Raw genomic sequence first — 23,231 nt, 5'->3', positions numbered from 1 at the left:
TCTGACTGTTCCAATCTATGCGGCGGCGGGGGGAGATATGAGCCTTTTTCCTCTCCGGGGAATAGACTGGGGAAAAGGAGGGAGCGCTGTGGGAAATATCCTGGACTATCTGGCCTGGCGGGGGGACCTGTCCCTGGCCCAGGCCCCCTTCGGGCCGGCGGACGCCCTGGCTCTTGCCGCCCTGTCCTACATACCTTTCGACGGCCTGGTCGGTGCGGCAGAGCCCCCCGTCCCCCTTGGTCAGGCCGCCCGGGCCTGGCTGAGCCTTCCCCCCTCCCGGCGGGAGGGGCGCCGGGACCATGATCCGGACCTTCTCCGGGCCCTGGGGACAGCTCCCCGATTCGGCCGGATGGGGCTGTGCTGCTATGCCAGCCGCTTTCTTCCCCAGGAGGAAACCCAGTTCGCCGCCCTCACCGCCCTGATGGGGGACGGCTCCGCCTTTCTGGCCTTCCGGGGGACAGACGGCACCCTGGTGGGCTGGAAGGAGGACTTTAACCTGAGCTTTCTGGACGTGGTCCCCGCCCAGCGGGCTGCGGCGGCCTACATCGAAGCCGTCGCGGCCGGCTTCTCCGGCCCCCTGGTGCTGGGAGGACACTCCAAGGGGGGCAATCTGGCGGTGGCCGGAGCCAGCCTGTGCCCTGTGCGGGTCCGGGACCGTATCCGCACGGTATACGCCTTTGACAGCCCCGGTTTTACCGACTATATCCTCTCCCGCCCCGGCTATCAGGAGCTGCGCACCCGCATCCGCGCCTTTCTCCCCCAGTCCTCGGTGGTGGGGCTGCTGCTGGACCACCAGGAGCCCTATACCGTGGTCCAGAGCGACCAGGAGGGCCTGTTTCAGCACGACCTCTACTCCTGGCAGCTCTCCGGAGCCGCCTTCGTCCAGCTGGAGCAGGTGGATGAGGGCAGCCGGATGCTTGACCACACCCTGAAGGGCTGGCTGGCCGGGCTGACCTGCCAACAGCGGGAGACGGTGGCCGACACCCTGTATGAGCTGCTCTCCTCCGGCGACGCCAGGACCGTCCGGGAGGCCCTGGAGCCCAAAAATCTGGCCGGCGCCCTGCGCTCCGCCCTGGACGTGGACCCGGGGGACCTGCTCACCCTGGCCGCCTCCCTGGCCCGGCTGGCCGGGGCGGTCCTGCGGTTTCTGCCCCGCTGAGGACAGAAGCTGCGCCCCTCCGGCATGCCGGAGGGGCGCGGTTCAGCTCTCCCAGTTTTCGGTCCGCTCGCTGATGATGTAGCGGGGCCGGTGCTTGCTCTCCATATAAATTTTTCCCACATAGACGCCGATGACCCCCAGGCAGATGAGCTGAATCCCTCCCACAAAGCAGAGGATGGCCACCATGCTGGCCCAGCCGGCCACTGTGTGTCCCGTCAGCTGCATCACCACCGCCCAGATTACCCCCGCAAAGCTCAGCAGGGAGATGAAGATGCCCAGGGCGGTAATCAGCTCCAGGGGCTTGGTGCTCAGGCTGGTCACCCCGTCGGCGGCCAGACTCAGCATCTTCCCCAGGGGGTAGTGGCTCTTTCCCGCCAGGCGCTCATGGCGCTCATAGCTGACGCTGGAGCTGGGGAAGCCCGCCAGGGGCACCAGTCCCCGGAGGTAGAGGTTGACCTCCTGAAAGCGGTCCAGCTCCCGGAGCACCCGGGCGGAGATCAGCCGGTAATCCGCATGGTTGAACACCACCTCCGCCCCCATGGCGGACAGAAGCTTATAGAAGCCCTCGGCGGTGAAGCGCTTGAAAAAGGTGTCCGTCTCCCGGCTGCCCCGCACCCCGTAGACCACCTCGCTGCCGGCGTGATAGGCCCGGACCATCTCGTCCATGGCGTTGATGTCGTCCTGGCCGTCGCAGTCGATGGAAATGGTGATGGCGCAGCGGTCTCTGGACTCCATCAGCCCGGCCAGCACCGAGCTCTGATGGCCCCGGTTCCGGCTCTGCCGCAGGCCCAGACAGCGGGGGTCCTCCCGGGAGAGCTGTTGGATGAGGGCCCAGGTCCCGTCCGAGCTGCCGTCGTCCACAAACAGGACCCGGCTGTTGGGAGAGATCAGCCCCTGGGCGGTCAGGCCGTCCAGCTTCTGCCGGAACATGGGGGCGGTGATGGGCAGGACCTTCTCCTCGTTATAGCAGGGCACCACAATATATAAAACGGTATCCTTCATGGACTCTCCTCTCTTCCCCTCAGGGACAGCATTGACAATTTATCCCGCCATATAGTACAATAGATACGCTGAGTCCTTCGGGACAAAGCCGGAAGGGTATATCGTTACAAACGGCAGGTGGTTAGTCCCCATCCCAGTGGGGGGCCTTGTCCCCCGGAAAGGGGGGACTGCTATGGTTACATATGATGAGCTTTTTGCTTACTCTCTTGTAATCCTCGGTATTGTCGGTCTGTGCTATCAGATCTTCAAAAGGAAATGACCGCCCCTTTAGCCCGGATGCGGTCATTTCTATGACATCATTTAAGGACTAACCGCTTGTCACGGTATCCCTTCTGTTAATATTATAAGCATGTGCTCCTGTTTTGTCAAGACGATGAAGCAGGGTTATTTTTTTCAATAATCCTCGCCGTATGTTTCAGCTTCCGTTCTCCGGCACCGCGCCGGTTCAGCTTCGCCACCAGGGCAGAGATTTCCCCCTGGGCCTGCTCAATCTCCGCCTTAAAGGCCCGGGCAGACAGCCGCAGGGCCCCGTGGCCCAGTATAATCAGCTGCTCCAGGCCGTCGGAGGTGGCCACCCGCACCCGGTGGTCTCTGCCCAGGTCATAAGTGGCCTTCTCGATATAGGCGTCCGCCGTCTCGGCCTCCCTGGTGTATACCACATAGATGTTGTTCCGCTTCTCCACCGACCCGGGGTTTCCCTTCACCTTGTAGGCGTCGAACACCAGAATCACCACGCATTTGCGAAACCCCTGGTAGTTGGACAGTATGTCCTCCAGGGCTCCCCGGGCGGCGGCCACGTCCTGGCGGGCCAGGGCGGTGAGCTCCTCCCAGGCGAAAATAATGTTGTAGCCGTCCACAAGAAGATACTCCGGTCCGGTTTTCTGGGCCCGGATGGCATACTTCCCCTCGTCCAGGCTGGTGCGGGCGGGCCTCTTCCGGGGCTGGAGGGCGGCCTCCCCCCGGTCCACCTTGCCATAAGTCCGCTCAAAGACGGCCAGCAGCTCCCTGTCCCGCTCCAGGCTTCCCCCCCGCCGGGCCCGCTCACCGACCGCGGGGGGCAGTGGTTCCGGCGGGGCGTCCTCCCGGCCCAGCTTTAAGCCGCTGTCCACATGCATATGCTCTCGAACCTCGTTCCACTTCACCGTGACCCCCGCCCCGTGGGAGCAGAACACCGAGTCGGGGGAGTTCTCCACATCCCGCTCCGGGTCGTAGGCGAATTGGGAGACCACCTCCTCCTGGTTTCCACAGGGCTCGTACCCCCGGAGGGAACAGGACAGCCGCCCCCGGCCCCTTGTATAGGCGGTGACCTCCCGCCAGTAGTTCCGCAGGCCGGCCACCGGGGCGTGGCCGGTGAGGAGGGCCAGCTCCCCCTCCTGCTCCGGGCCCTCCACCGCCCCGCCCATAGACTGGATGTCGGTCATGGCCCGGCCCACGCACTCATGGGGCAGCTCCAAAGAAAAATCGTAGTGGGGCTCCAGCAGGAGGCTCTCCGCCTGCATCAGCCCCTGGCGCACCGCCCGGTAGGTGGCCTGCCGGAAGTCGCCCCCCTCGGTGTGCTTCACGTGGGCCCGGCCGGCCAGCAGAGTGATTTTCACGTCGGTGATGGGGGAGCCGGTGAGCACCCCCCGGTGCCGCTTCTCCAGCAGGTGGGTGAAGATGAGCCGCTGCCAGTTCAGGTCCAGCTGATCGGTGGGGCAGGCGGATGCGATGCGCAGTCCGCTCCCCCGCTCCCCCGGCTCCAGCAGGAGGTGGACCTCGGCATAATGCCGCAGAGGCTCAAAGTGGCCTATCCCCTCCACCGCGCTGGTAATGGTCTCCCGGTAGACGATGCTCCCCGCCCCGAAGGCCACCTCCGTTCCAAAGCGGTCCCGGATGAGGCGGGTAAGGACCTCCAGCTGGACCTCTCCCATGAGCTGGAGATGGACCTCTCCCAGCGCCTCATTCCACACCACCCGGAGCTGGGGGTCCTCCTCCTCCAGCTGGCGGAGATTGCGCAGCATGGTGTGAACGTCGCAGGCGGGGGGCAGAATCACCTGGTAGTTCAGCACCGGCTCCAGCTCAGGCTCGGCGGCGGGGGGCTCCGCTCCGAACACGTCCCCCGGCCGGGTTCCGGTCAGGCCGGTGAGGGCGCACACAGTCCCCGCTGGAGCCTCGTCCACCGTCTGATACTTCGCCCCGGAGTATATCCTGATCTGATTGACCTTCTCCCCCCCCAGCAGGGTCCGGACCTTGAGTGACCCGCCGGTGACCTTTACATAGGTGAGCCGGTCGGCCCCGTCCCGGGCGATCTTGAAGACCCGGGCCCCAAAGTCGGCGGGGTACTCCGGCACCGGGACATAGCGGGACAGGCCGTCCAGCAGGGCCTCCACCCCCTCCAGCTTCAGGGCTGAGCCGAAAAAGCAGGGGAAGACCAGCCGCCGGCTGACCAGAGAGGCGGCGTCCCGGTCCGTGACCTCGCCCCACTCCAGATACTTGTCCAGCAGCTCCTCGTCCAGGGAGGCCAGATCCTCCAGGACCGGCCCCAGCCCCCGGGAGAAGTCCAGACAGCCGCCGTCCAGCCCGCTCTGGATCTGGTTCAGCAGGGCGTCACGGTCCGCCCCCGCCAGGTCCATCTTGTTGACAAAGAGGAAGGTGGGGATGGCGTGCCGCTCCAGCAGCCGCCAGAGGGTCCTGGTGTGGCCCTGGATGCCGTCGGTGCCGCTGATGACCAGCACGGCGCAGTCCAGCACCGACAGGGTGCGCTCCATCTCGGCGGAGAAGTCCACGTGCCCCGGGGTGTCCAGCAGGGTAAGGTCGGTATCCTTATAGGAAAGCTCCGCCTGCTTGGAGAAGATGGTGATTCCCCGCTCCCGCTCCTGGGCGTCGGTGTCCAGAAAGGCGTCCCGGTGGTCCACCCGGCCCAGCTTCCGCACCGCGCCGCTGAGGTAGAGCAGTCCCTCGGACAGGGTGGTCTTGCCCGCGTCCACATGGGCCAGTAGGCCGATACAAATGTGCTTGTTCATGCGCCGTCCGCCTTCCAATCTCTTTTGTTTAAGGATACATGCTTTTTGTCACTTCTGTCAAGAGAAAAGCGGTGCGCCCCGCAGCTCTCGTTGCGGGCCTGTCAGCAAGGGGCTGGACAATCCGGCTGAAAGCGGATATAATATCCAAAACTCTGTCCGAGGGAGGACCATCCCATGCTGTACCGTTTTCTGTGGATCTTTTTCATCTACGCCTTTCTGGGCTGGTGCACCGAGGTGAGCTACGCCGCCCTTGTCACCGGCAAATTTGTCAACCGGGGCTTTCTCAACGGGCCCTGGTGCCCGGTCTACGGCTTCGGGGTGCTGATCGTGCTGGCCGGTCTCACCCCCCTGTCGGATAACCTGCTCCTTTTGTTCCTGGGCTCGGTGGTGCTCACCTCCACGCTGGAGTGGCTCACCGGCTTTGTGCTGGAGAAGCTGTTCCATCAGCGCTGGTGGGACTACTCCGACGAGCCCTTCAATCTCAGCGGCTACATCTGCCTGCGCTTCTCCGTCGCCTGGGGCTTCGCCTGCCTGTTTGTGGTCAAGCTCCTCCACCCCACGGTTCTGCTGTTCATCCGCCTGATCCCCAGGGGCCTGGGGATAGTTCTGCTGGCGCTTCTGGGCGGGGTGATGGCGGTGGACCTGGCCGCCACCGTGTCCACCATCGTCAAGCTCAACCGCCGGCTGGCGCAGATTGACGAGCTGGCCGCCAAAATCAAGGAGGCCTCCAACGAGTTCGGCGAAAATCTGGCCGACAGGGTGCTGGACGCCGCCGAGCGGGGGGCGGAATGGAAAGAGGACCTGGACGAGCTGGCCTTCAAGCTTTCGGAGCGCCGGGCGGAGCTGGCCGACCAGCGCGAGGAGTGGGAGCAGCGCCGGGAGGAGCACAGCGCCCAGGTCCGCCGCCAGCTGGAGGAGTGGCGGCAGGCCATGCAGGAGCTCCACGACGGGGAGTTTTTCGGCCGGAGGCGCCTGCTGCGGGCCTTCCCCCGCCTGCGCTCCATCGACCACGGCGGGGCTCTGGAGCGCCTGCGCCGGCGGATGGAAACTTTCAGAAAACCTTAACGCTCTTTTCCCTTTACAATGCCGGAAACTTCATGATATAATTGCCCACACCACATTATTTTGAAAAGAGGCGCCCTTTGATGGACGAGCTTTACGACTTGAAAAACCGCATGGAGCAGGAGCGGCCCTCCTCCTGGGAGGAGCTGCCCGATATCGCTCTGTATATGGACCAGCTCATCTCCTATATGCCCCGGCAGCTCATCCGCTTTGACGAGGGAACCCCCCTCACCTCCGCCATGGTGAACAACTATATCAAGGACGGCCTTGTCCCCCGGGCGGAGGGCAAGCGGTACGGCCCCATCCACCTGGGCTATCTCACCGCGGTGGTGGCCCTGAAAAAGGTGCTCTCCGTCCGGCACATCGGGGCGCTGATGGGGGCGGGCCGGGCCCTGGAGAAAACCCCGCCGGAGCAGTACGGCTACTTCTGCCAGGCCCTGGACAGGGCTCTCACCGACACGGCCCAGTCCATCAACCCGGAGGCCGGCCAGTCCGATCTTGCAAAAATGGCCCTGGACTTCGCCGTGCGCAGCTACGCCAATCAGCTGGCCTGCCAGCGTATTTTAAGCATCCTCCAGCCTCAGGAGGAAAAGGGAAAACGAAAATAATCCTTAGAAGGAGTGTTTAATATGTCTGACTTTGTCATTCTCACCGATTCTTCCGCCGATCTGGGGGCCGATATGGTCCGGGAGCTGGACGTGCAGGTCCTCCCCCTGTCCTTCATTCTGGACGAGCACACCTATCAGAACCACCCGGACAACCGGGAGATGGACCCCCACGTATTCTATGAGCGCCTGCGCGGAGGAGACGTGGCCACCACCAACGCCGTCAACGTGGCGCAGTACACCGAGGCCCTGGAGCCCCTGCTCCAGGCGGGGAGGGATGTGCTGATCCTGGCCTTCTCCTCCGGCCTGTCCACCACCTACAACTCCTCCCGGCTGGCCGTGGAGGAGCTGAGCGCCAAATACCCGGAGCGGAAGCTCTTCACTGTGGACACCCTGTGCGCCTCCCTGGGCCAGGGCCTGCTGGTGTGGTACGCCGCCAAGGCCCGGGAGAGAGGGTGCTCCATCGAGGAGGTCCGGGACTGGGTCGAGGATCACAAGCTGAACCTGTGCCACCAGTTTACCGTGGACGATCTGCACTTCCTCAAGCGGGGCGGGCGCATCTCCGCCGCCACCGCCATGGTGGGCTCCATGCTCCATATCAAGCCCGTCCTCCACGTGGACGACGAGGGGCACCTCACCAGCATCGGCAAGGTCCGGGGGCGTCACGCCTCCCTCAAGGCCCTGGTGGACCAGATGGAGGAGACCGCCGTCGACTCGGGCAGCCTCACGGTCTTTATCAGCCACGGCGACTGCCTGGAGGACGCCCAGGCCGTGGAGCGCATGGTCCGGGATCGGTTCAACGTCCACAATATCTATATCAACTTCGTGGGCCCTGTCATCGGCGCCCACTCCGGCCCGGGCACCGTGGCCCTGTTCTATATCGGGACGGTGAGATAATATGGACGAGATCAAATGGCTGGAAGTGGCCGTCAACACCACCCCGGACCGGCTGGACCAGGTGTGCGCAAAGCTGGCCGCCGCCGGGATGGACGGCCTGGTCATCGAGGACGAGCAGGAGTTTCTCACCTTCCTGGAGCAGAACCGGCAGTATTGGGACTATGTGGACCAGGAGCTGCTGGACCGGATGAAGGGCGTCACCCGGGTGAAGTTCTACGTCACTGACGACGAGGACGGAAAACAGCAGCTGGAGCAATACACCCGGGGGCTGGACCAGGAGTACACCATAACCCCCCTCTCCGACAACGACTGGGCCTACAGCTGGCAGAAGTACTACAAGCCCCTGGAGGTCGGCTCCCGGCTCTATGTGGTGCCCCAGTGGATGCGGGAGGAGCCCGTCCCGGCGGGGCGGGTGCCCTTCTACCTCAACCCCGGCCTCACCTTCGGCACCGGCTCCCACGCCTCCACCCAGCTGTGTCTGGAGGGGGTGGAGGAGCACACTGTCCCGGGGCGGGATGTGCTGGATCTGGGCTGCGGCAGCGGGATTTTGTCCATCGCCGCCCTGTGTCTGGGGGCGAAAAGCGCCATAGCGGTGGATATCGACCCTAAAGCGGTGGATGTGGCCTATGAGAACGCCGCTCTCAACGGCATCGGCAGGGACCGCTATACCGTCCGGGCGGGCAATGTGCTCTCCGACAAGGCCCTGGCCGCCGAGCTGGGGGAGAAAAAATATCACCTGGTGCTGGCTAACATCGTGGCCGACGTGATTATCCCCCTGGCCCCCCAGGTGCCCGGGCTGCTGGAGGAGGACGGAGTGTTCCTGTGCTCCGGCATCATCGACACCCGGACCCAGGAGGTGGAGGCGGCCCTGAAAGAGGCCGGGCTGACCGTCATCCGGAAACGGGAGAAAAACGGCTGGGCGGCCCTGGAGGCGAAATTGTAACATCTGAAATGCGGCGCGCCGGGTCGTCGCGCCCTACACGCAGTTTTGCCGGTTGTAGGGCGTGACCACTGGGCACGCCGTCCTAAGCACTGTTTCTGAGGTGGTTAGAATGAAAATCTTAATCTTTGGGCCCAAGGCCCGCTACGACCTGTACATGCCCGAGTTTGTGAAGGACCTGCCGGTGGAGACGGTTTTCTGTTCCCGGGAGTCCGACCTCCAGGCGGCGAAGGACCATCCCGAGGCGGAGGCAATCTTCGCCGACGCCATCACCCCGGTAGGCCGGGAGATGATGGACGCTCTGCCCAATTTAAAGCTGATTCACTCCGAGGGGGTGGCCTTCAACGCCATCGACACCGCCGCCGCCAGGGAGAAGGGCGTCTTTGTGTGCAATAACAAGGGCTGCAACGCCGTCTCAGTGGCGGAGCACACCCTTATGCTCATGCTCATGGCTCTGCGCCACGGCGTCACCGGGCACAACGCCGTCCGGGCCGGGGAGCAGATCCAGTTTAAGGAGCGGGTCATGGCCTCCAGCGCCCCCGAGCTGGGGGAGCAGATCGTGGGGCTCATCGGCCTGGGGGACATAGGGATGGCCACAGCCCAGCTGCTGCGGCCCTTCGGCTGCCAGCTCCGCTACTACACCGCCCACCGCCGTCCCCCTGAGACAGAGGCGGAGCTGGGGATCACCTATCTCCCCCTGGAGGAGCTGGCCGCCCAATGCGACATCCTCTCCCTCCACTGCGCCGTCAACAGCCAGACCACCCGCATGGTGAATGAGGAATTTCTCTCCCGCGTCAAGCCGGGGGCCATCCTGGTGAACACCGCCCGGGGCCAGCTGGTGGACAACCTGGCCGTCCGCCAGGCCCTCATCGACGGCCGGCTGGGGGGCATCGCCATGGACACCTTCGACCCCGAGCCCACCCCCGCCGACCACCCCCTGGTGGACCTTCCCCCCGAGGCCGCCGGCCGGGCGGTCTGCTCCCCCCACCTGGGGGGCATCACCGGCGGCTCCTTCCGCCGGGCTCACCGAAACATGTGGACCAACTTGCAGCTGGTGCTGGAGGGAAAGCGGCCCAATTTCATTGTGAACGGACTATAAAGGAACGCCGCCCATCGGGCGGCGTTCCTCCTCTATCCGTAATTGGACAAAAACTGCTTTGTCCGCTCCTCCCGGGGGTTCTCGATGACCTGCCGGGCGGGGCCCTGCTCCACGATGACCCCCTGGTCCATGAACACCACCTGGTCCGCCACGTCCCGGGCGAAGGCCATCTCGTGGGTGACGATGACCATGGTGGTCTTTTGCTCCGCCAGAGCCCGGATGACCTTCAGCACCTCGCCGGTGAGCTCCGGGTCCAGGGCGGAGGTGGGCTCGTCAAAGCAGAGGATATCCGGCTTCAGGGCCAGCGCCCGGGCGATGGCCACCCGCTGCTGCTGCCCGCCGGACAGCTGGTGGGGATAGTGGCCCGCCCGGTCGCTCAGGCCGATCTCGCTGAGCAGCTCCAGGCCCTTGCGGTCGATCTCCTCAAAAATCTCCCGCTTCCGGGCCTTGAAGTCGGGCCGCTCCTGGGCCAGCAACCGGCCCGCCAGAGTGACGTTCTCCAGGGCAGTATACTGGGGGAAGAGGTTAAAGGACTGGAATACCAGGCCGAAGTGGAGCCGCTTCTTCCGGATCTCCCCCTCCCGCTGGGTGGCGGGGTCGGCGGCGTCGAAGAGTGTCTCGCCGTTGACCAGAATGCGGCCCTGGTCGGGGGTCTCCAGGAAGTTGAGGCACCGAAGCAGGGTGGTCTTGCCGCTGCCCGAGGAGCCGATGATGGCAAGGGCCTGGCCCTGCTCCAGCTCGAAGCTGATGTCCTCCAGCACCCGGGTGGCGCCGAAATGCTTCTCAATATTATGTACTTCCAAAACTGGCATGTCGTCAAAACCTCCTCCATATCTCTCGCTTCCGGCAAAGCCGAAAGCTCGCTCATTCCGGGGTTTTTCCTCTCCCCACGAAAAGGGCAAGGCCCTTTTCGCGTGGGCCCCTTACTTAAAGTAGTCCAGCTTTTTCTCCACCCAGCCAAAGAGCAGCGTCAGCCCGCCGTTGAATACCAGGTAGTACACGCCGGTAAAGAACAGCGGCCACAACAGGCCCTTATAGCCGTGGGAGCTCTTCAAGAAGGCCTTGCCCGCCCAAATGACCTCCTGAATGGAGATCACCTGGGCCAGAGAGGTGTCCTTCACCAGGGTGATGATCTCGTTGGACATGGGCGGGACCACCCGCTTGACCATTTGCAGCAGGGTGACCTTGAAGAAAATCTGACTCCTGGTCATGCCCAGCACCATGCCCGCCTCCTGCTGGCCCACCGGGACGCCCTGAATGCCGCCCCGGTAAATCTCAGCGAAATAGCAGGAATAGTTGATAACAAAGGCCACCGCCGCCGCCATAAACCGCCCCGTTGTCCCCGCCGGCCAGGGGTTGCCCGAGGGCAGGACCATGCCAGGGATGAAGAAAATTATGTACAGCTGGAGCATCAGGGGGGTGCCCCGGATGACCCAGATCACCGTGCGGGTGAGCCACCGCAGGGGGGTAAAGCGGCTCATGGAGCCGAAGGAGACCACCAGTCCCAGGGGCAGCGCCCCCAACAGCGTGACGGCAAACAGGGCCAGCGTTTGAACAAAGCCCTCGTTCAGGGCGCCCACGACGGTTATAAACAAGGTCATCAACTCCTAAAAGGTCATATCGCAGGAAAAGCAGGGGCCGATATTTCATCGGCCCCTGTGGGCTCAGACTGTTTTTACTTCTGCTCAACGAGCTTGTCGCCAATCTTATAGGTGTCGGCAATCTGCTGCATGGTGCCGTCGGCGTAGCTGGTCTTGAAGAACTCGTTCAGGGCGGCGGCCAAATCGGAGCCCTTCCGGAAGCCCACGCCGTACTGCTCGTCATTCAGGCTGACCGTGAAGGTGAGGTCGGCGTAGCTGGTGCCCTCGCCGGTCATGGCGGCGGCCATCAGATAGTCGATGACGGCGGCGTCGGCGGTGCCGGACTGGACCTCCAGCAGGGCGGTGGCCTGGTCCTGGGTGGCGGTATAGCCGATGTTCATCTCGTCCAGTATCTCCTGGCCGGCGGAGCCGCTCTCCACGGCAAACTGCAGGTCAGCAATGCTCTCCGCGGTCTGGTACTGATCGGCCACATCCTTCTTTACGATGACCACCTGGGCGTTGTTGAAGTAAGGGTTGGAGCACTCCATGGCGGCCTTCACATCGTCGGTGAGTGTCATGCCGTTCCACACCACGTCCAGGGTCTTGCCCTCCAGCTCCATCACCTTGCTGTCCCACTCAATGAGCTGAAATTCAGCGGTGACGCCCAGACTCTCGGCAAAGGCCCTGGCCAGGTCGGCGTCAAAGCCGATCCACTCGCCGTTGGCGTCCTTGTAGTCCATGGGCTCAAACTCGGTAATGCCCACGATCAGGGCGCCCTTGCCCTTCACATACTCCAGGTCGCTCCCGGCGGCGGGCTGCTGGCCGGAGCTGGCCACACCGCTGGAGCCGGGCTGGCTGGAGCTGCCGCCGGCGCTGGACTGACCGGGGGTGTTGTTCTTCCCGCCGCAGGCGGCCAGGGACAGGCACATGGCCAGGGCCATGGCAAAAGACAATACTTTCTTCATCGTTATGTATCCTCCAATTTTTCAAGACTGCCGCTGGTTATGCCAGAAGCACTTTTGTATTTTAGCGCACTAATGAATTGTTGTAAAGGGGTCCAGGCATATTCTTTGCTTTTTCCACCTTTTCCACAAATACTCCTTTTTGTTCTTCCGGCATTTTGTCGTTCAGAACAACAAAAGCGGGGCCGGACGCCGCCCCAGGGAAAGCTGTCCCAGGAACCGGAACCCCAGTCCCCTCTGACAGCCGCCCCCATGAAGCTGCACGCCCGGTCCCGCCGGACCTATCAGGTTATAAAGTCAGCTTGTCTCAGAAAAACAGCTTACTTCATGCCGTTCTCGTAGGACTCGATCATCTTCTTGAACGTGTGACCCGTGCGACTTCTGAGATTTGCAAGGTATTTGTCCGTTGTATCCCCGGTAAATATCTTGATTTGCAACTTTAGCCGCCCATCCTCGGGAGTAACAAAGATTTTCTCAATGTAGCGGTCTACAAATTCCTTGTTGATGATACCTTGGGCGGCGTCCCTCTTGGCATCTCGAAGCACCCGGCGAATGGTGTCAATGTGCTTCTTAAACTCCACCTTGGAAAGCTGCTGTTGTTCCAAGTCGTATATTTGTCGCTCGGCTTCCTCCATCTCCCGGTCACACTCTTTATTCATAGCGAGAAAATCCCGGTCGGAGAGCTGGCCCGTAGCGTTATACCCCAACAGTTTACTTTTCTTCTTCTGGGCTAGCTCGATTTGTTGCCGTAGAGCGGTGATTTGCTTTGCCGTGTCCTCGCCGTCCCCCAGGGACTTATACATCGCAATATATTCTTCTATAAGTGCATCGGCATCCGCTTCCGTCTCTTGGAACACTTCAAAAAGAAGTGGTTTTAATTCTTCCTCATAAATCGGGAAGGAAGCGCAGGAATCCGCCCCATTTTTGATTTTCCCGGAACAGACCCATTTACTATTTTTCTTGCCAGTCTTGTCCACTGAATCCCGGCGATAGTAGGCCGTCCCGCAGTCTGTACAAAACAGTTTGCCCGTCAGGAGGTTGGCATGGTTACAGATACCTTGACGGCCTTTCACGTCCTCGCTACGCTTCTGTAAAACCTTGTTGGCCTGTTCCCAAAGGTCCTCGTCCACTATGGCGGGAACAATCTCGCCTGTTTCGTCCTTAAACATAACCCATTCTTCCGGGGGTAAAAATTTCTGCTTTTTGGTAAAGAGGTCAATCACTTTTACCTTGTTCCCTACATAATAGCCCTTATACTTGGGATTGGAAATCATCCCCGACATGGTGGTATGGGCAATCTTTTTGCCGTTGTGGTTGCGATAGCCCTTTTCCCAGAACAGGGTTTCTATCTGCTTCATGCTGTATTCTCCAGTTGCGTACAGCTCGAACAGCTCCCGCACCATGGGGGCTTCGTCCTCGTCAATCACCAGCCGACCGCCGTCCTTCACATACCCGAAAATACGGCTGTTACCCAAGACAACGTTTTTCTTGATAGCCTGGGCGTGTCCGAATTTAACACGGCTGGACAGCTTCCGAAGTTCATCCTGAGCGATACCGGACATAATTGTTAGGCGGAGCTCGCTGTCCTCGTCCAAGGTGTTAATATTGTCGTTCTGGAAGAACACGCCGACCCCAGCGTTGAGCAAATCACGGGTGAAGCTGATAGAATCCAAGGTATTACGGGCAAACCGGGAAATTTCCTTTGTGATGATGAAGTCAAAAACCCCGGCCTTGCCATCGTCCACCATGCGGTGGAAGTTCTCCCGCTTCTTGGTGGTGGCGGCAGATAGGCCCTCGTCGATGTAGCCCTCCACATACTCCCAGGCGGGATTTTTACGGATCAAGTCCTGATAATAAGTGATTTGGTTGTCCAGGGAGTTAAGTTGTTCGTCCTTTTCACTGGAAACACGGGCGTAGAACGTGACACGCATGGGAAGGTCATAGATTGATTTTGTTTTCAACTGCTGGCGGGTGGTATGTATATCCATGGTCGTTCTCCCTTCAAAGTTCGTTTTATCATCATCTATATATAGTATAGCACATTTCGACGAAAAAGCAATAGAAAAGTGCTTGAAATTTTCATTCAAGCACTTTTTATTTTAACTTCTCTCAATCAAACGGCGCATTTTACGCCATTCTTCCTCTGTAATTATCTTCTTTTTCCGCAGATAGTCGTTGTAGTAATGAAGCCAGGTCTGCCGGATCAGATTGTAGGGAATCGGTGAAAATGCGGTGTGCAAAGGCGGCCCCTCCTTTGCGTTAGCGTTTCCCAACGGAGGGGAAATATACCTTTTGACTTGCTGCCGCTGTAATTCAGACGGCAGCAAAAAATTTTTTTCAAAAGGTTGCAGCTGCGGCTGCTGATTAAAAGGGGGCGTTCTACCCAACACAGGCAGAGATTCACGAGTTCTCTGTTCTGATTTCACTTCCAGCGGCAACGCCTTAGTAGAACTGTGGCGGCGTCTCCGGGACATTGTTATAACCACCTCCCGCCCAAAAACGGATTTTCCATGTATTCCGCCGTTTCATATTCCACATATTGCCCGGGGCCGGTATACTGCACCACCTTTTGTATCCTGCGGAGCAGAGCGGCAAAAGTCGCTGGGGAGCTATACTGTTCGTCTGGATATTGCTTAGACAAACATAAATTGGAAATGATATAGACTTTTGTAAAACAGGCTACACGGTTGCTGTATCGAGCTGGTAGTGTCAATGGGTAGCCGTCCAAATAGTTCAGCAAATCCCTGATCTTGAAATTGCTGTTATACTCGTCCAGTAATAGCACATCCTCACCCTGGTATGAATCAAAAGGGTGCGCATAGTCTGTTACCCGATACACTCCAGAATATCTATATTTTTCCATAATTTTCCTTGTTTTTCCTGTTCCTGTCTGGCCCCAAATGTAAGTTGCTGTGATCTGTCGAAATGTCTCTCGATACTCCTGTTCTCGTATCGCTTGCCGAACTCTATCAATTTTTTCTAGGTTGAGCAAATAATCAGGATTGCGTTCCATGATCTCGAAATTGGATAAACCTTCTTTAATATACTCATAGAGGATTTCTAAATCTCTTCGCTCTCCTTGGTGCTCCTTGGGCAATTCTCCCCATTCCTCAAAAGTGTCGGGAACAGAAGTATCCGCTTTTTCATCGTCAGCCCACTTGCCGGACTTCTGAATATAAGCCCTATTTTCCTCGCTGTTCCCCTGAGCTGGTTCAATGTGGGCCGTCGAAAAAAGCCCCTTTACTGTGGAAAAGCGGATTGCAGAGGTTTTAGCGACAAAGAAAACGTGTGTGTGTGGCGTATGCTCTTGAAGCCCTATTTCGTCGGACATACACCAGTATTTTAGTTGTAAGGTTTCAAGTGCCGACCGGATTTTTTCATGTGTCCAATCAGGGTTGGGATTGTTAATTGTCAGAATATATTTTCGGTGCCTTGTATCCAAAATTTTCCTCCTTTCTACGGTATGCGGTACAAGGTACAGAGGTGGCCTAGGGTAATACTAGCCTAGGCCACCCCGCCGCCCGCCTTACGCTTCGCACGGCGGGCGGCGGGGGCCCTTTAAATGGGCCCTCCTAATGCCTTAATGCAAATCTGTCTCATACGTTCCTCATCCCGCACCATGGGGACTTTGATAAATCGCAGTTCTGACCCTTGTAACAATACGACACCCTCGCCACGTTCAAATTTCCGCCCCTTCACTTGCTCCATATGGTCAGGCAGCAGCATTTCATAGATCGAGCGCACCGCAGCCCCCAACACACAGACCACACCGTAATTCAGCCGAGAACCGGCAGGAAAAGCCAATGCGTCAGGCCGCTGACAGGCCACAATGAGACGGACAGACAGTGAGCGGCCTAAGAGCAAAATTTCACTGACCTTGCTCATCATAACAGCCGCAGCCTTTTTGTCCTCGCTGATAAAATTCAGTGCTGCGGCCATGTACTCGTCCCAAATCAACGTGACGGGGTTATTGGTGGTATCAGACCCTGACTGACGGGCCAAAAGGCGAGCGTGAACGGTATCCAGGGCTGTAAAGCTGTCTTTATAGGTAAAGAAGTGAGAACAGCTCTGGAGGTATGAGAATGAATTATCGCCTTTGTAGTCCGCAAAGTAGTACTCCCCCTTCTGCCTTTGCTCGGCCAGAATAAGACGGGCTAAAAGCTGATGTTCCATGTAACTCTTGCCTGACCCCGACATACCGTTAAGCGAAATAAGACTGTTTGTTTTGGGAGAAATGTCAACAGAAATTGGCTCCTTAACCCCCCATAGATTCCATTTATCCAGGTCATAGCCCAACATTAGCCTAGAGTTCATCGTCATATAGCGGTTCTTCCCGCTTGCTCTCTGCGCCTGGGGCTACAATGAGGACAATATAATTTCGGTTGTTGCGCCTTCTTCCGCCATACTGTGGTTCCTCTATCCAATGAACATTGAGGACATCTTCAACCGCTGATTGCCGCTTTATCCATGTCTCTTTCGCAATCCCACGGCTATAAAATCTCAGCTCCCTAATATTGCTGTGCTCCAAGCCTTGATTCAACACAAGAGCGGGACTGAATCCATAGCGATCAACCAGGGCAATATGCTGTAAGCCTGATTCAATATCCTTTGTATGCAGCGGCGGCATAGTGAGTATCACCAGAGCAGCAAGCATGGACAAAAGCAGAATCAAAAGCATGATGGCATAGTCCCAGATCATCACCAGCCCAGGTAGATTGCCCACGCCGGGGAACGGGATTCTTACATAGGCGCAAGCGAGCCAACCTGAAACCAGGGCTAGGACCGTGGCAATCCAGCTCACCTGGCGCTTGATGTTGGCGCAGAGCCGGGAAACCATCACGTCTCGGCGGCGGCGCTGCTCCTCCAGCTTGCGCACCCTATCATTGATATTCATGAAAATCACCTCGTTAGTTATCATTCGCCGCCCCCCAGGTAGGCCCCGAAGGGCGGCGGTTGTTGAATTACTTAGATGTACCAAGTTTTAAACCCTTCTGCGCTTCTGGGTGTTCCTGCACAGTCAGATTCATGGTAGCTGTAAGAATGGTTCCTACCGGATATGTACCCTCAACCATCTCCCGGCTTTCGGTATCCGCAATCTCATAGGGCTGAGATTGTTTACTGATACCAGAGCTGATTTCGGCAAGACGGCTCATAGGTGTTCCCGTGGCTTTGTCAACCCAGTGACCAAGTGAAACAAACCTTTTCTCCACGCCTTACTCACCTCCTTTCTGGGGGCCGGCCGTTGCCCCACGTTTTCCAGCTGTGCCCCAATTATGCCAGATTGACTTCATCTCTTCCAATTTCGTTGTTTCCGTATATCAAATCAACTTTATTTCCTCGTTTTCGTTAGTTTTCAAAAATAAAAATGCCGAACCCCCTGTTTTCAGGGGGTTCAGCACTTTAAAAAGTTTTCAGTACTTTAATAAAGTTTGATAAAATGATACAAATAAGATTCTTCAAATCCTCAACTTTTTATTATCGTCATATTAAACAACTCTGACCGTTTGCCTTATGTTCTTTTATAGGATAGTTCCCCAAGCATATAGCGTCCTTCTATACCTAAATCTCTCAATACACCATTACATTCTTCAATAGTTTTTCCTTTACATTTTTCGAGCAGGTATATATAGGCCATATCCAAACGATCATTAGTATTAAAGCGTTGTCCACAAGATTCCAAAATATACTCTGCCATATGAACATTTAACCTAAATCCTACAGCAATCGAAATGATAATTCTTTTATCAACTTTACTATTTACCTTTTCTTCCCTCTTGAGATTGGTGAAAACTTTTTTGTTTAAACATGTTAGGCTGGTAGCTTCTTCTTCATCAATTCCCATTTTCTGCATAATACCCAAAATAATCTCCACATATGTCTTCTGGGCATCAGAGGTTAATTCGTAATCTTCCTCAAATTTCTTTTTTTCTTCATCTGTTAAAACAAATCTTTCAGCAGTAATATATTGCGGTTCCACCCTTATATCCTCCTTGCTAAATGTATCCCTTTCAGTTGTTCTTTTCTTGGCAGGTATAGTTTTTTAGGCGTAAGGATTTTTTGAGATTTTCAGCCTGTGACAGCATAAGAAATAATTCATCTGGTGAACAATCAGCAAAAGTCTCTGCCACATCTTTAAGATAGATCGGTGCAGCTGCTTTCAACGAATCTGTTAAAACCTGGTCTGGTGTAGTTTCCAGAGCGTTACAGAGCCGCACCAACGCAGGAAGGGATAGTGGTGCCGTTCCACGCTCTATACCGCTGATATGCTGAGGGGAAAGATCTGTAAGCTCGGCTATTTTTTCTTGTGTCAGGTGCTTATTTTTGCGGAGAGTACGGAGCCGCTTTCCAATAAGTTGATAATTTAGCTCAATGTCCATAGAAAAACCTCTGTATAACGGATAATCCCTATTGTACTTTAAATTTCAGCGTGTTATAATCAACTGAAACAAGAAATCACTGGTATATAGAAGTTTTGATAAATATTGGAGGGAAATAGGATGCGTTTACAAGCGAGCGGGTGTTATTATCATTCCGGAAGGGCTGCTGTAGCTATCTGCGCAAAATGTGGTGTTGGCGTTTGTAGGGAGTGCGCAGTAAAAGACGAATACGGGACAATTCTTTGCTACCAGTGCGGAAATGAAAAATTAAGAGAAGAACATAGGGAACATCGAAAAAGGCTGAAGGAGGCCGGAGGGAGATTCAGAAAAGGAACAGAATTTATTATTCCGGGAATTATAGGAGCACTTATTGTTATCGTGGTCTGTGTGCTAAACTACACCGGCATTGGACATGGCGGCATTAAAAACTCGTTGGGCGTGGGGATTGAAGGAATGATAGGTATCTTTTATATCCTATTTTCAATTCCGTTTTGTTACATTGCATTAAATGATTTACTGGTCCCTAAATATGATACTATGTTTGAAAGAATAAGAAAATGGGTGGAAAAAATAGCGATATCATTAGCAATAGGATGTATTGTGTTTACATTTTTTTGGATTCGTTTCCTTATTGGGAAGCTTAACTTTCTCAAAAACAAAGAATAGAGTTACTTTTGGAGGATGAACAATATGACAAAATACAAGATTGTAACAACTATACTCACATTGACAATATTAGTAACATTGACTTCTTGTGGAACATTAGCAAACCTCACCAATTCGAGCGGGGCCTTAAACACTTCGGACAGCACAAACAGCAGTGAAGTAAAGGATTCTGATTCGTCCATCGGAACAATTACCCAATCTAAAGCAGATACATCAAAAGTAGAACTTAACCACACTTATACCACTCGCTTTGAAGAAGTAAACCTTGTGACTTACCCCACATTCTTTTTTGACTATCCCGACGGTTGGACAGTTACAAGCGAAGAAGTTACCTCTAGCTCCGAAGAAGTCGTATTAACAAACGATCGAGGGGCGACAGTGACTTATTGGCATTTTGGCGGTATGCGTGAGTTGACTGGCCGTGTTCGTATTTATAACCGTGTTGATGTTACCTATGCAGCTAATGCCAATTTCCAACCTGGCTATGTACAAGCTACAAATTATTCTGATTTAGGTACATTTATGGTCGCCAAGCTAAAAAACACCTCCACATGTGATATGGACGCAGATGGTGAGTTTTTTGAGCTCGAAAATGGCAGTGTACGATATGCCCTTTTACCAGAGAGCAAAACAGGGGAACAAATGGAAGAAATCATAGTCGGACTCCCGACCTTCACTTTTTGGTATTCAGGACATATTTCCTTGATCGCTAACGCTCCCGATGGAGCGTTTACGGAGCAAGAAGAAAAAGAAGTCATCGCCATTTTATCCAGCTTTAGGGAAACTCCTGATTTGACTAATCCCGTGGAGGTTTTGCCGACTCCAACAGATAACAATACCGTTGCAACGATTGATGATCTTTGGGCAATGCTTAAAGGAACGTGGACATTTGAAGAATACACTTATGATGGAAAGGACGATTCTGTAGGATTCGAACACTTTTTAGAATTTTCGTATATTAACAAAATTCCATGTATGAAACGTAGTTACCCAGATAAAGTTTATCCGGATATACTGTTTTATGAGTTTTCCCCCATTGACGAGTATCGCTACAACGCATATACATATAAAATTGACAGCTATGGCGGCGAAGATGGGGGTAACGTGAGTGATGATGTACTGCTTATCTGGTATACCTTTGATTTAAGTAACTTTTCAAACGGGGAACTTTTGATTGAATATCATATGTCTTTTGCTAACGGTTTCGTTGATAATTACCATCTCTTTAGATATAGTCAGAATTGATGTTGTTGAACAAGATGGACTGTACTTGTTTTTAAAGGTTGGTGGCCCACCACGGCTGGCGGCTGGGCGGTTGTCGGCGGCTGGGAGCAAGGCGGGGTTAAAGGTTGGTTCCGCTCCATGCAATCCCCCGCCGATAGTTTCAGAAATGCGGCAAGCTGGCCCCGTGGGGATTGCGTCGCTTTGATGGCCTGCGGGCCATAGGTTTTTGGGGCGGGGACGTTAGGGCATGAAAAAACAGGGGGCCGGGTTCGGCTCCCTGTCTTTCACTATGCGCCCAGCTGGGCGGCGTATTCTATCCGTTGGACATGCCCCAAGGCTGTCCGGTCGGCCCGCTCATAACTCGCAGTTCGTACGGGTGTCATGATGTTGACCATCTGGCCGCCCACGGAGCCGGCCTGCTTGCTGGTCAGGTCGCCGTTGTAGCCCTGCTTCAGGTTGACGCCCACCTCGTTGGCGGCCTCCATCTTGAACTTGTTCATAGCCTCGCGGGCATTGGGAACCATAATCTTATTGCTATTGCTGTTAGACATGACTCGTCTCTCCTTTTTCAATCTGTTTTTGTTTCGGTTGGATGGAACATCCGCTTATAGCTTTGCCGCGGATCCCGGAGATATACCTGTTCGCCGTCATGCCTGTTTTTACTAGTTTTGCCGCTCAAATCCAGAAGCAAAGTAAGGGGCTGGGCTTTTGCCCGGCCCTTGCAGTAACCGTAGGGCGGGCAGGCGCAGTATTGGCCGCTCCCCCGCTTGCTCCACAACATGTCCTTGACCTTGCGGGAGCCGTCCTGGAGGCGAAGAACAGGAAGAGGGCTATGATGTTGTCGTGCTCTGTATCGAAGTTGTCCGCAATGGCGATATATTGGATGCCGTGCTCCGGGAAGAACTGCTCGTTGTAGTAGCTGGCCTCCCGCATATCGCGGCCCAGCCGGGACAGGTCCTTGGTGATAACCAGATTGGCCCTGCTCTGCTCCAGCTGCTTCAGCATCTCCTTGAAACCGGGGCGGTTGAAGTTGCCGCCGGAGTAGCCGTCGTCCACAAATTCCCGGACGAGGGTGATATTGTTCTGCTTGCAGTAGTTCTGCACGATCATGCGCTGATTGGTGATACTGGACGATTCCCCGCCCTGGGCCTCCTCGTTGGACAGCCGCAGGTAGGCGAAGCCCAGTGTGAATCTGCCGGTTTTCTTGCTCGCCTCCTCCGGTGAACCGGCCCACTGGCTTGATTATACCTCATGGCCACCGCCTCCGTCAACGGACTGGGTGTCTGGAATATTTTGGGCCAGCCGCTCCGCCATCAGTTCGGAGAGGGAGCGTGTCCCCCGAAAGACCCGCCGCAGCTCGTAGGTGACCTGGCCCATGGTGATGGTTTGCTGTAAACTGTACCCCAGGAAATGGACAGAAAGACATTACGTCACAGCCAGAAATCCCTTAAAATGGACAGGAACAATACGCTGCCAAAGATTGTAATTACACAGGAATCCCAAAAAATGGACACATACTTTGCGGAGATTAAAAAGAAACCCAAAGTGTGGACATTTATTATACGTAGATAAAAAGGAATCCTTGAAAATGGACAAATTCTTATGCGTATAGTTGTAGGCAAGCTGTATGTGATGCCATTCTAAATGAGATTGATGTATAATCAATTCAATAAGTTGGGAGGGATCCATGTGGGTACAGGCCGAAGGGAATTTACGGAAGAAGAACGAGCTATCTTAAAGCAAAATCCATATACCTATCGGGTCTTTAAGAATAGTATTCGTTTTACCATTGAGTTTAAGGAAAGCTTCATGCGTCAATATGAGGCCGGTATGTCTCCAACAAAAATCGTAGAGGGCATGGGATATGACGCAGAAATGCTTGGAAAACGGTGCGTCAATTCCCTTTATCGTAATCTTCAAAAACAGCAGGCATCTCCTGCGGGGCTGCATAAGGGTTCTGTACGGAGTAAAAAGATTCGTCCAGGTTCAACAGACTATGACGCTGTGACACCGAAGAGAGCGATGCAGCTTATGCAGCATGAGCTTTTGTATCTCAGACAGGAGGTGGAATTTCTAAAAAAAATTATAAATGCAGACAAGCCGCCAAAGAAAGGTGGGCAGTGATGGGAACTTCGTCATCCAAATTCGAGATCATTCAAAATACTCTGTCAAAAAGTGACAACAGGTTAAGCGTGTCCAGTCTGTGTGAGATAGCTGGAGTATCACGTTCTGGCTACTATAATTGGCTCAAATCGGAGGGAACAAGACGAAAGCGTGATGAGCAGGATGAAAACGATTTTGAGCTTATCCTGGCTGCATACCACTTCTGTGGCTACCAAAAAGGAGCACGCAGCATTTATATGCGCCTGCTCCATCAAGATCCGCCGGTTAGAATGAATATCAAGAAGATCCGGCGTCTCATGGACAAATTCGGCCTGGCTTGCCCGATTCGAAAAGCAAATCCATACCGAAGGATGCTGAAAGCAATGCGGACAAGCCATATCGCAGAGAATCTTCTGAACCGGGACTTCACAGGACTCGGGGCCAGGAAAGTCCTCCTGACAGATATTACATATATCCCCTGCAATGGAGTATTCTTCTACCTGTCCACAATCCTAGACGCCTTTACCAGACAGGTGTTGGCATATGTGCTCAG

General features: G+C 55.7%; 26 protein-coding genes. 10 read left to right on the top strand and 16 right to left on the bottom strand.

Features of this window, described 5'->3' with window-relative positions; translation table 11 throughout:
- The first annotated feature begins 88 nt into the window (after positions 1–88).
- A complete protein-coding gene (locus tag D1641_RS12190; RefSeq protein WP_160666062.1) occupies positions 89–1,159 on the top strand; it encodes an Mbeg1-like protein in 1,071 nt (356 codons plus the stop codon).
- Positions 1,160–1,201: 42 nt separating this feature from the next.
- On the opposite strand, the gene D1641_RS12185 is transcribed toward D1641_RS12190, so the two are convergent.
- Together D1641_RS12185 and D1641_RS12180 are read right to left on the bottom strand one after the other, a co-directional pair.
- A complete protein-coding gene (locus D1641_RS12185; RefSeq protein WP_160666060.1) occupies positions 1,202–2,161 on the bottom strand; it encodes a glycosyltransferase family 2 protein in 960 nt (319 codons plus the stop codon).
- 365 nt (positions 2,162–2,526) lie between these two features.
- Positions 2,527–5,163, bottom strand: coding sequence for a TetM/TetW/TetO/TetS family tetracycline resistance ribosomal protection protein (locus D1641_RS12180; protein WP_160666058.1), 2,637 nt, complete (start codon positions 5,161–5,163; stop codon positions 2,527–2,529).
- 174 nt (positions 5,164–5,337) lie between these two features.
- Here D1641_RS12180 and D1641_RS12175 point away from each other — a divergent pair, with 174 nt between their 5' ends.
- From D1641_RS12175 to D1641_RS12155, 5 genes are all read left to right on the top strand, one after another.
- Positions 5,338–6,228, top strand: a complete 891-nt coding sequence (locus D1641_RS12175) for a putative ABC transporter permease (protein WP_201757351.1) — start codon at positions 5,338–5,340, stop codon at positions 6,226–6,228.
- Positions 6,229–6,308: 80 nt separating this feature from the next.
- Complete coding sequence (locus D1641_RS12170; protein ID WP_160666056.1) at positions 6,309–6,833, top strand: DUF1836 domain-containing protein; 525 nt, start codon at positions 6,309–6,311, stop codon at positions 6,831–6,833.
- A 21-nt stretch (positions 6,834–6,854) separates the two neighbouring features.
- Positions 6,855–7,727 carry a DegV family protein gene (locus D1641_RS12165; RefSeq protein WP_160666054.1) on the top strand — a complete coding sequence of 291 codons (873 nt, stop codon included), beginning with the start codon at positions 6,855–6,857 and terminating at the stop codon, positions 7,725–7,727.
- 1 nt (position 7,728) lies between these two features.
- Positions 7,729–8,670: a 50S ribosomal protein L11 methyltransferase gene (gene prmA, locus D1641_RS12160; RefSeq protein WP_160666052.1), complete on the top strand. Its 942-nt coding sequence runs from the start codon at positions 7,729–7,731 to the stop codon at positions 8,668–8,670.
- Between the two features lie 109 nt (positions 8,671–8,779).
- Positions 8,780–9,766: an NAD(P)-dependent oxidoreductase gene (locus D1641_RS12155; RefSeq protein WP_160666050.1), complete on the top strand. Its 987-nt coding sequence runs from the start codon at positions 8,780–8,782 to the stop codon at positions 9,764–9,766.
- 32 nt (positions 9,767–9,798) lie between these two features.
- Here the strand turns inward: D1641_RS12155 and D1641_RS12150 are convergent, their stop codons facing one another.
- From D1641_RS12150 to D1641_RS12100, 11 genes are all read right to left on the bottom strand, one after another.
- Positions 9,799–10,578 carry an amino acid ABC transporter ATP-binding protein gene (locus tag D1641_RS12150; RefSeq protein ID WP_160666048.1) on the bottom strand — a complete coding sequence of 260 codons (780 nt, stop codon included), beginning with the start codon at positions 10,576–10,578 and terminating at the stop codon, positions 9,799–9,801.
- Between the two features lie 111 nt (positions 10,579–10,689).
- Positions 10,690–11,367 (bottom strand): amino acid ABC transporter permease, encoded by a 678-nt coding sequence (locus D1641_RS12145; protein ID WP_160666046.1) that lies wholly within the window; start codon positions 11,365–11,367, stop codon positions 10,690–10,692.
- Positions 11,368–11,441: 74 nt separating this feature from the next.
- Entirely contained in the window at positions 11,442–12,311 is an 870-nt protein-coding gene (locus D1641_RS12140) for a transporter substrate-binding domain-containing protein (RefSeq protein WP_160666044.1), read from the bottom strand.
- 317 nt (positions 12,312–12,628) lie between these two features.
- Entirely contained in the window at positions 12,629–14,296 is a 1,668-nt protein-coding gene (locus D1641_RS12135) for a recombinase family protein (RefSeq protein ID WP_160666042.1), read from the bottom strand.
- 111 nt (positions 14,297–14,407) lie between these two features.
- Positions 14,408–14,782: a hypothetical protein gene (locus tag D1641_RS12130; protein ID WP_160666040.1), complete on the bottom strand. Its 375-nt coding sequence runs from the start codon at positions 14,780–14,782 to the stop codon at positions 14,408–14,410.
- Positions 14,783–14,784: 2 nt separating this feature from the next.
- Positions 14,785–15,750, bottom strand: coding sequence for a hypothetical protein (locus D1641_RS12125; protein WP_201757350.1), 966 nt, complete (start codon positions 15,748–15,750; stop codon positions 14,785–14,787).
- A 116-nt stretch (positions 15,751–15,866) separates the two neighbouring features.
- The gene (locus D1641_RS12120) at positions 15,867–16,628 is read right to left on the bottom strand and encodes an ATP-binding protein (protein ID WP_160666038.1); all 762 of its coding nucleotides are present in this window, start codon (positions 16,626–16,628) and stop codon (positions 15,867–15,869) included.
- Positions 16,612–17,226, bottom strand: coding sequence for a hypothetical protein (locus tag D1641_RS12115; RefSeq protein ID WP_160666036.1), 615 nt, complete (start codon positions 17,224–17,226; stop codon positions 16,612–16,614). The genes D1641_RS12120 and D1641_RS12115 overlap by 17 nt, the downstream gene beginning before the upstream one ends.
- Positions 17,227–17,269: 43 nt before the next feature.
- Entirely contained in the window at positions 17,270–17,518 is a 249-nt protein-coding gene (locus D1641_RS12110; protein WP_160666034.1) for a hypothetical protein, read from the bottom strand.
- Positions 17,519–17,817: 299 nt separating this feature from the next.
- On the bottom strand, positions 17,818–18,285 hold the full coding sequence (locus D1641_RS12105; protein ID WP_160666032.1) for a hypothetical protein: 468 nt from the start codon (positions 18,283–18,285) through the stop codon (positions 17,818–17,820).
- A gap of 31 nt (positions 18,286–18,316) precedes the next feature.
- On the bottom strand, positions 18,317–18,685 hold the full coding sequence (locus D1641_RS12100) for a helix-turn-helix transcriptional regulator (protein ID WP_160666030.1): 369 nt from the start codon (positions 18,683–18,685) through the stop codon (positions 18,317–18,319).
- A 120-nt stretch (positions 18,686–18,805) separates the two neighbouring features.
- Here D1641_RS12100 and D1641_RS12095 point away from each other — a divergent pair, with 120 nt between their 5' ends.
- Both D1641_RS12095 and D1641_RS12090 read left to right on the top strand, forming a co-directional pair.
- Complete coding sequence (locus tag D1641_RS12095) at positions 18,806–19,351, top strand: hypothetical protein (RefSeq protein ID WP_160666028.1); 546 nt, start codon at positions 18,806–18,808, stop codon at positions 19,349–19,351.
- Between the two features lie 24 nt (positions 19,352–19,375).
- Positions 19,376–20,596 carry a hypothetical protein gene (locus D1641_RS12090; RefSeq protein WP_160666026.1) on the top strand — a complete coding sequence of 407 codons (1,221 nt, stop codon included), beginning with the start codon at positions 19,376–19,378 and terminating at the stop codon, positions 20,594–20,596.
- Between the two features lie 266 nt (positions 20,597–20,862).
- On the opposite strand, the gene D1641_RS12085 is transcribed toward D1641_RS12090, so the two are convergent.
- The 3 genes from D1641_RS12085 to D1641_RS19730 all read right to left on the bottom strand — a co-directional run bounded on the left by D1641_RS12085 (position 20,863) and on the right by D1641_RS19730 (position 21,952).
- On the bottom strand, positions 20,863–21,126 hold the full coding sequence (locus D1641_RS12085; protein ID WP_160666024.1) for an alpha/beta-type small acid-soluble spore protein: 264 nt from the start codon (positions 21,124–21,126) through the stop codon (positions 20,863–20,865).
- Positions 21,127–21,250: 124 nt separating this feature from the next.
- The gene (locus D1641_RS12080; protein WP_279285689.1) at positions 21,251–21,745 is read right to left on the bottom strand and encodes a recombinase family protein; all 495 of its coding nucleotides are present in this window, start codon (positions 21,743–21,745) and stop codon (positions 21,251–21,253) included.
- Positions 21,746–21,817: 72 nt separating this feature from the next.
- Positions 21,818–21,952, bottom strand: a complete 135-nt coding sequence (locus tag D1641_RS19730) for a hypothetical protein (protein ID WP_279285687.1) — start codon at positions 21,950–21,952, stop codon at positions 21,818–21,820.
- Positions 21,953–22,264: 312 nt separating this feature from the next.
- Between D1641_RS19730 and D1641_RS12075 the strand changes: the two genes are divergently transcribed.
- On the top strand, positions 22,265–22,699 hold the full coding sequence (locus tag D1641_RS12075) for an HTH domain-containing protein (protein ID WP_160666022.1): 435 nt from the start codon (positions 22,265–22,267) through the stop codon (positions 22,697–22,699).
- A partial coding sequence (locus tag D1641_RS12070; RefSeq protein WP_160666020.1) for an IS3 family transposase occupies positions 22,699–23,231 on the top strand: 533 nt, incomplete at its 3' end. The genes D1641_RS12075 and D1641_RS12070, both read left to right, overlap by 1 nt.

It is taken from the genome of Colidextribacter sp. OB.20 (assembly GCF_009911595.1).
In the GTDB taxonomy this organism is placed as follows: domain Bacteria; phylum Bacillota; class Clostridia; order Oscillospirales; family Oscillospiraceae; genus Lawsonibacter.
Note: the sequence above shows the minus strand (reverse complement) of the source record. Positions and strands in the feature narration are given on the sequence as shown.

What these genes read in the sequence shown, in the direction of transcription:
- D1641_RS12185 (WP_160666060.1), bottom strand. Translation starts at nt 2,161, where the DNA reads ATGAAGGATACCGTTTTATATATTGTGGTGCCCTGCTATAACGAGGAG.
- D1641_RS12180 (WP_160666058.1), bottom strand. Translation starts at nt 5,163, where the DNA reads ATGAACAAGCACATTTGTATCGGCCTACTGGCCCATGTGGACGCGGGC.
- D1641_RS12175 (WP_201757351.1), top strand. Translation starts at nt 5,338, where the DNA reads ATGCTGTACCGTTTTCTGTGGATCTTTTTCATCTACGCCTTTCTGGGC.
- D1641_RS12170 (WP_160666056.1), top strand. Translation starts at nt 6,309, where the DNA reads ATGGACGAGCTTTACGACTTGAAAAACCGCATGGAGCAGGAGCGGCCC.
- D1641_RS12165 (WP_160666054.1), top strand. Translation starts at nt 6,855, where the DNA reads ATGTCTGACTTTGTCATTCTCACCGATTCTTCCGCCGATCTGGGGGCC.
- prmA (WP_160666052.1), top strand. Translation starts at nt 7,729, where the DNA reads ATGGACGAGATCAAATGGCTGGAAGTGGCCGTCAACACCACCCCGGAC.
- D1641_RS12155 (WP_160666050.1), top strand. Translation starts at nt 8,780, where the DNA reads ATGAAAATCTTAATCTTTGGGCCCAAGGCCCGCTACGACCTGTACATG.
- D1641_RS12150 (WP_160666048.1), bottom strand. Translation starts at nt 10,578, where the DNA reads ATGCCAGTTTTGGAAGTACATAATATTGAGAAGCATTTCGGCGCCACC.
- D1641_RS12145 (WP_160666046.1), bottom strand. Translation starts at nt 11,367, where the DNA reads ATGACCTTGTTTATAACCGTCGTGGGCGCCCTGAACGAGGGCTTTGTT.
- D1641_RS12140 (WP_160666044.1), bottom strand. Translation starts at nt 12,311, where the DNA reads ATGAAGAAAGTATTGTCTTTTGCCATGGCCCTGGCCATGTGCCTGTCC.
- D1641_RS12135 (WP_160666042.1), bottom strand. Translation starts at nt 14,296, where the DNA reads ATGGATATACATACCACCCGCCAGCAGTTGAAAACAAAATCAATCTAT.
- D1641_RS12130 (WP_160666040.1), bottom strand. Translation starts at nt 14,782, where the DNA reads ATGTCCCGGAGACGCCGCCACAGTTCTACTAAGGCGTTGCCGCTGGAA.
- D1641_RS12120 (WP_160666038.1), bottom strand. Translation starts at nt 16,628, where the DNA reads ATGACGATGAACTCTAGGCTAATGTTGGGCTATGACCTGGATAAATGG.
- D1641_RS12115 (WP_160666036.1), bottom strand. Translation starts at nt 17,226, where the DNA reads ATGATAACTAACGAGGTGATTTTCATGAATATCAATGATAGGGTGCGC.
- D1641_RS12100 (WP_160666030.1), bottom strand. Translation starts at nt 18,685, where the DNA reads ATGGACATTGAGCTAAATTATCAACTTATTGGAAAGCGGCTCCGTACT.
- D1641_RS12095 (WP_160666028.1), top strand. Translation starts at nt 18,806, where the DNA reads ATGCGTTTACAAGCGAGCGGGTGTTATTATCATTCCGGAAGGGCTGCT.
- D1641_RS12090 (WP_160666026.1), top strand. Translation starts at nt 19,376, where the DNA reads ATGACAAAATACAAGATTGTAACAACTATACTCACATTGACAATATTA.
- D1641_RS12085 (WP_160666024.1), bottom strand. Translation starts at nt 21,126, where the DNA reads ATGTCTAACAGCAATAGCAATAAGATTATGGTTCCCAATGCCCGCGAG.
- D1641_RS19730 (WP_279285687.1), bottom strand. Translation starts at nt 21,952, where the DNA reads ATGGGCCAGGTCACCTACGAGCTGCGGCGGGTCTTTCGGGGGACACGC.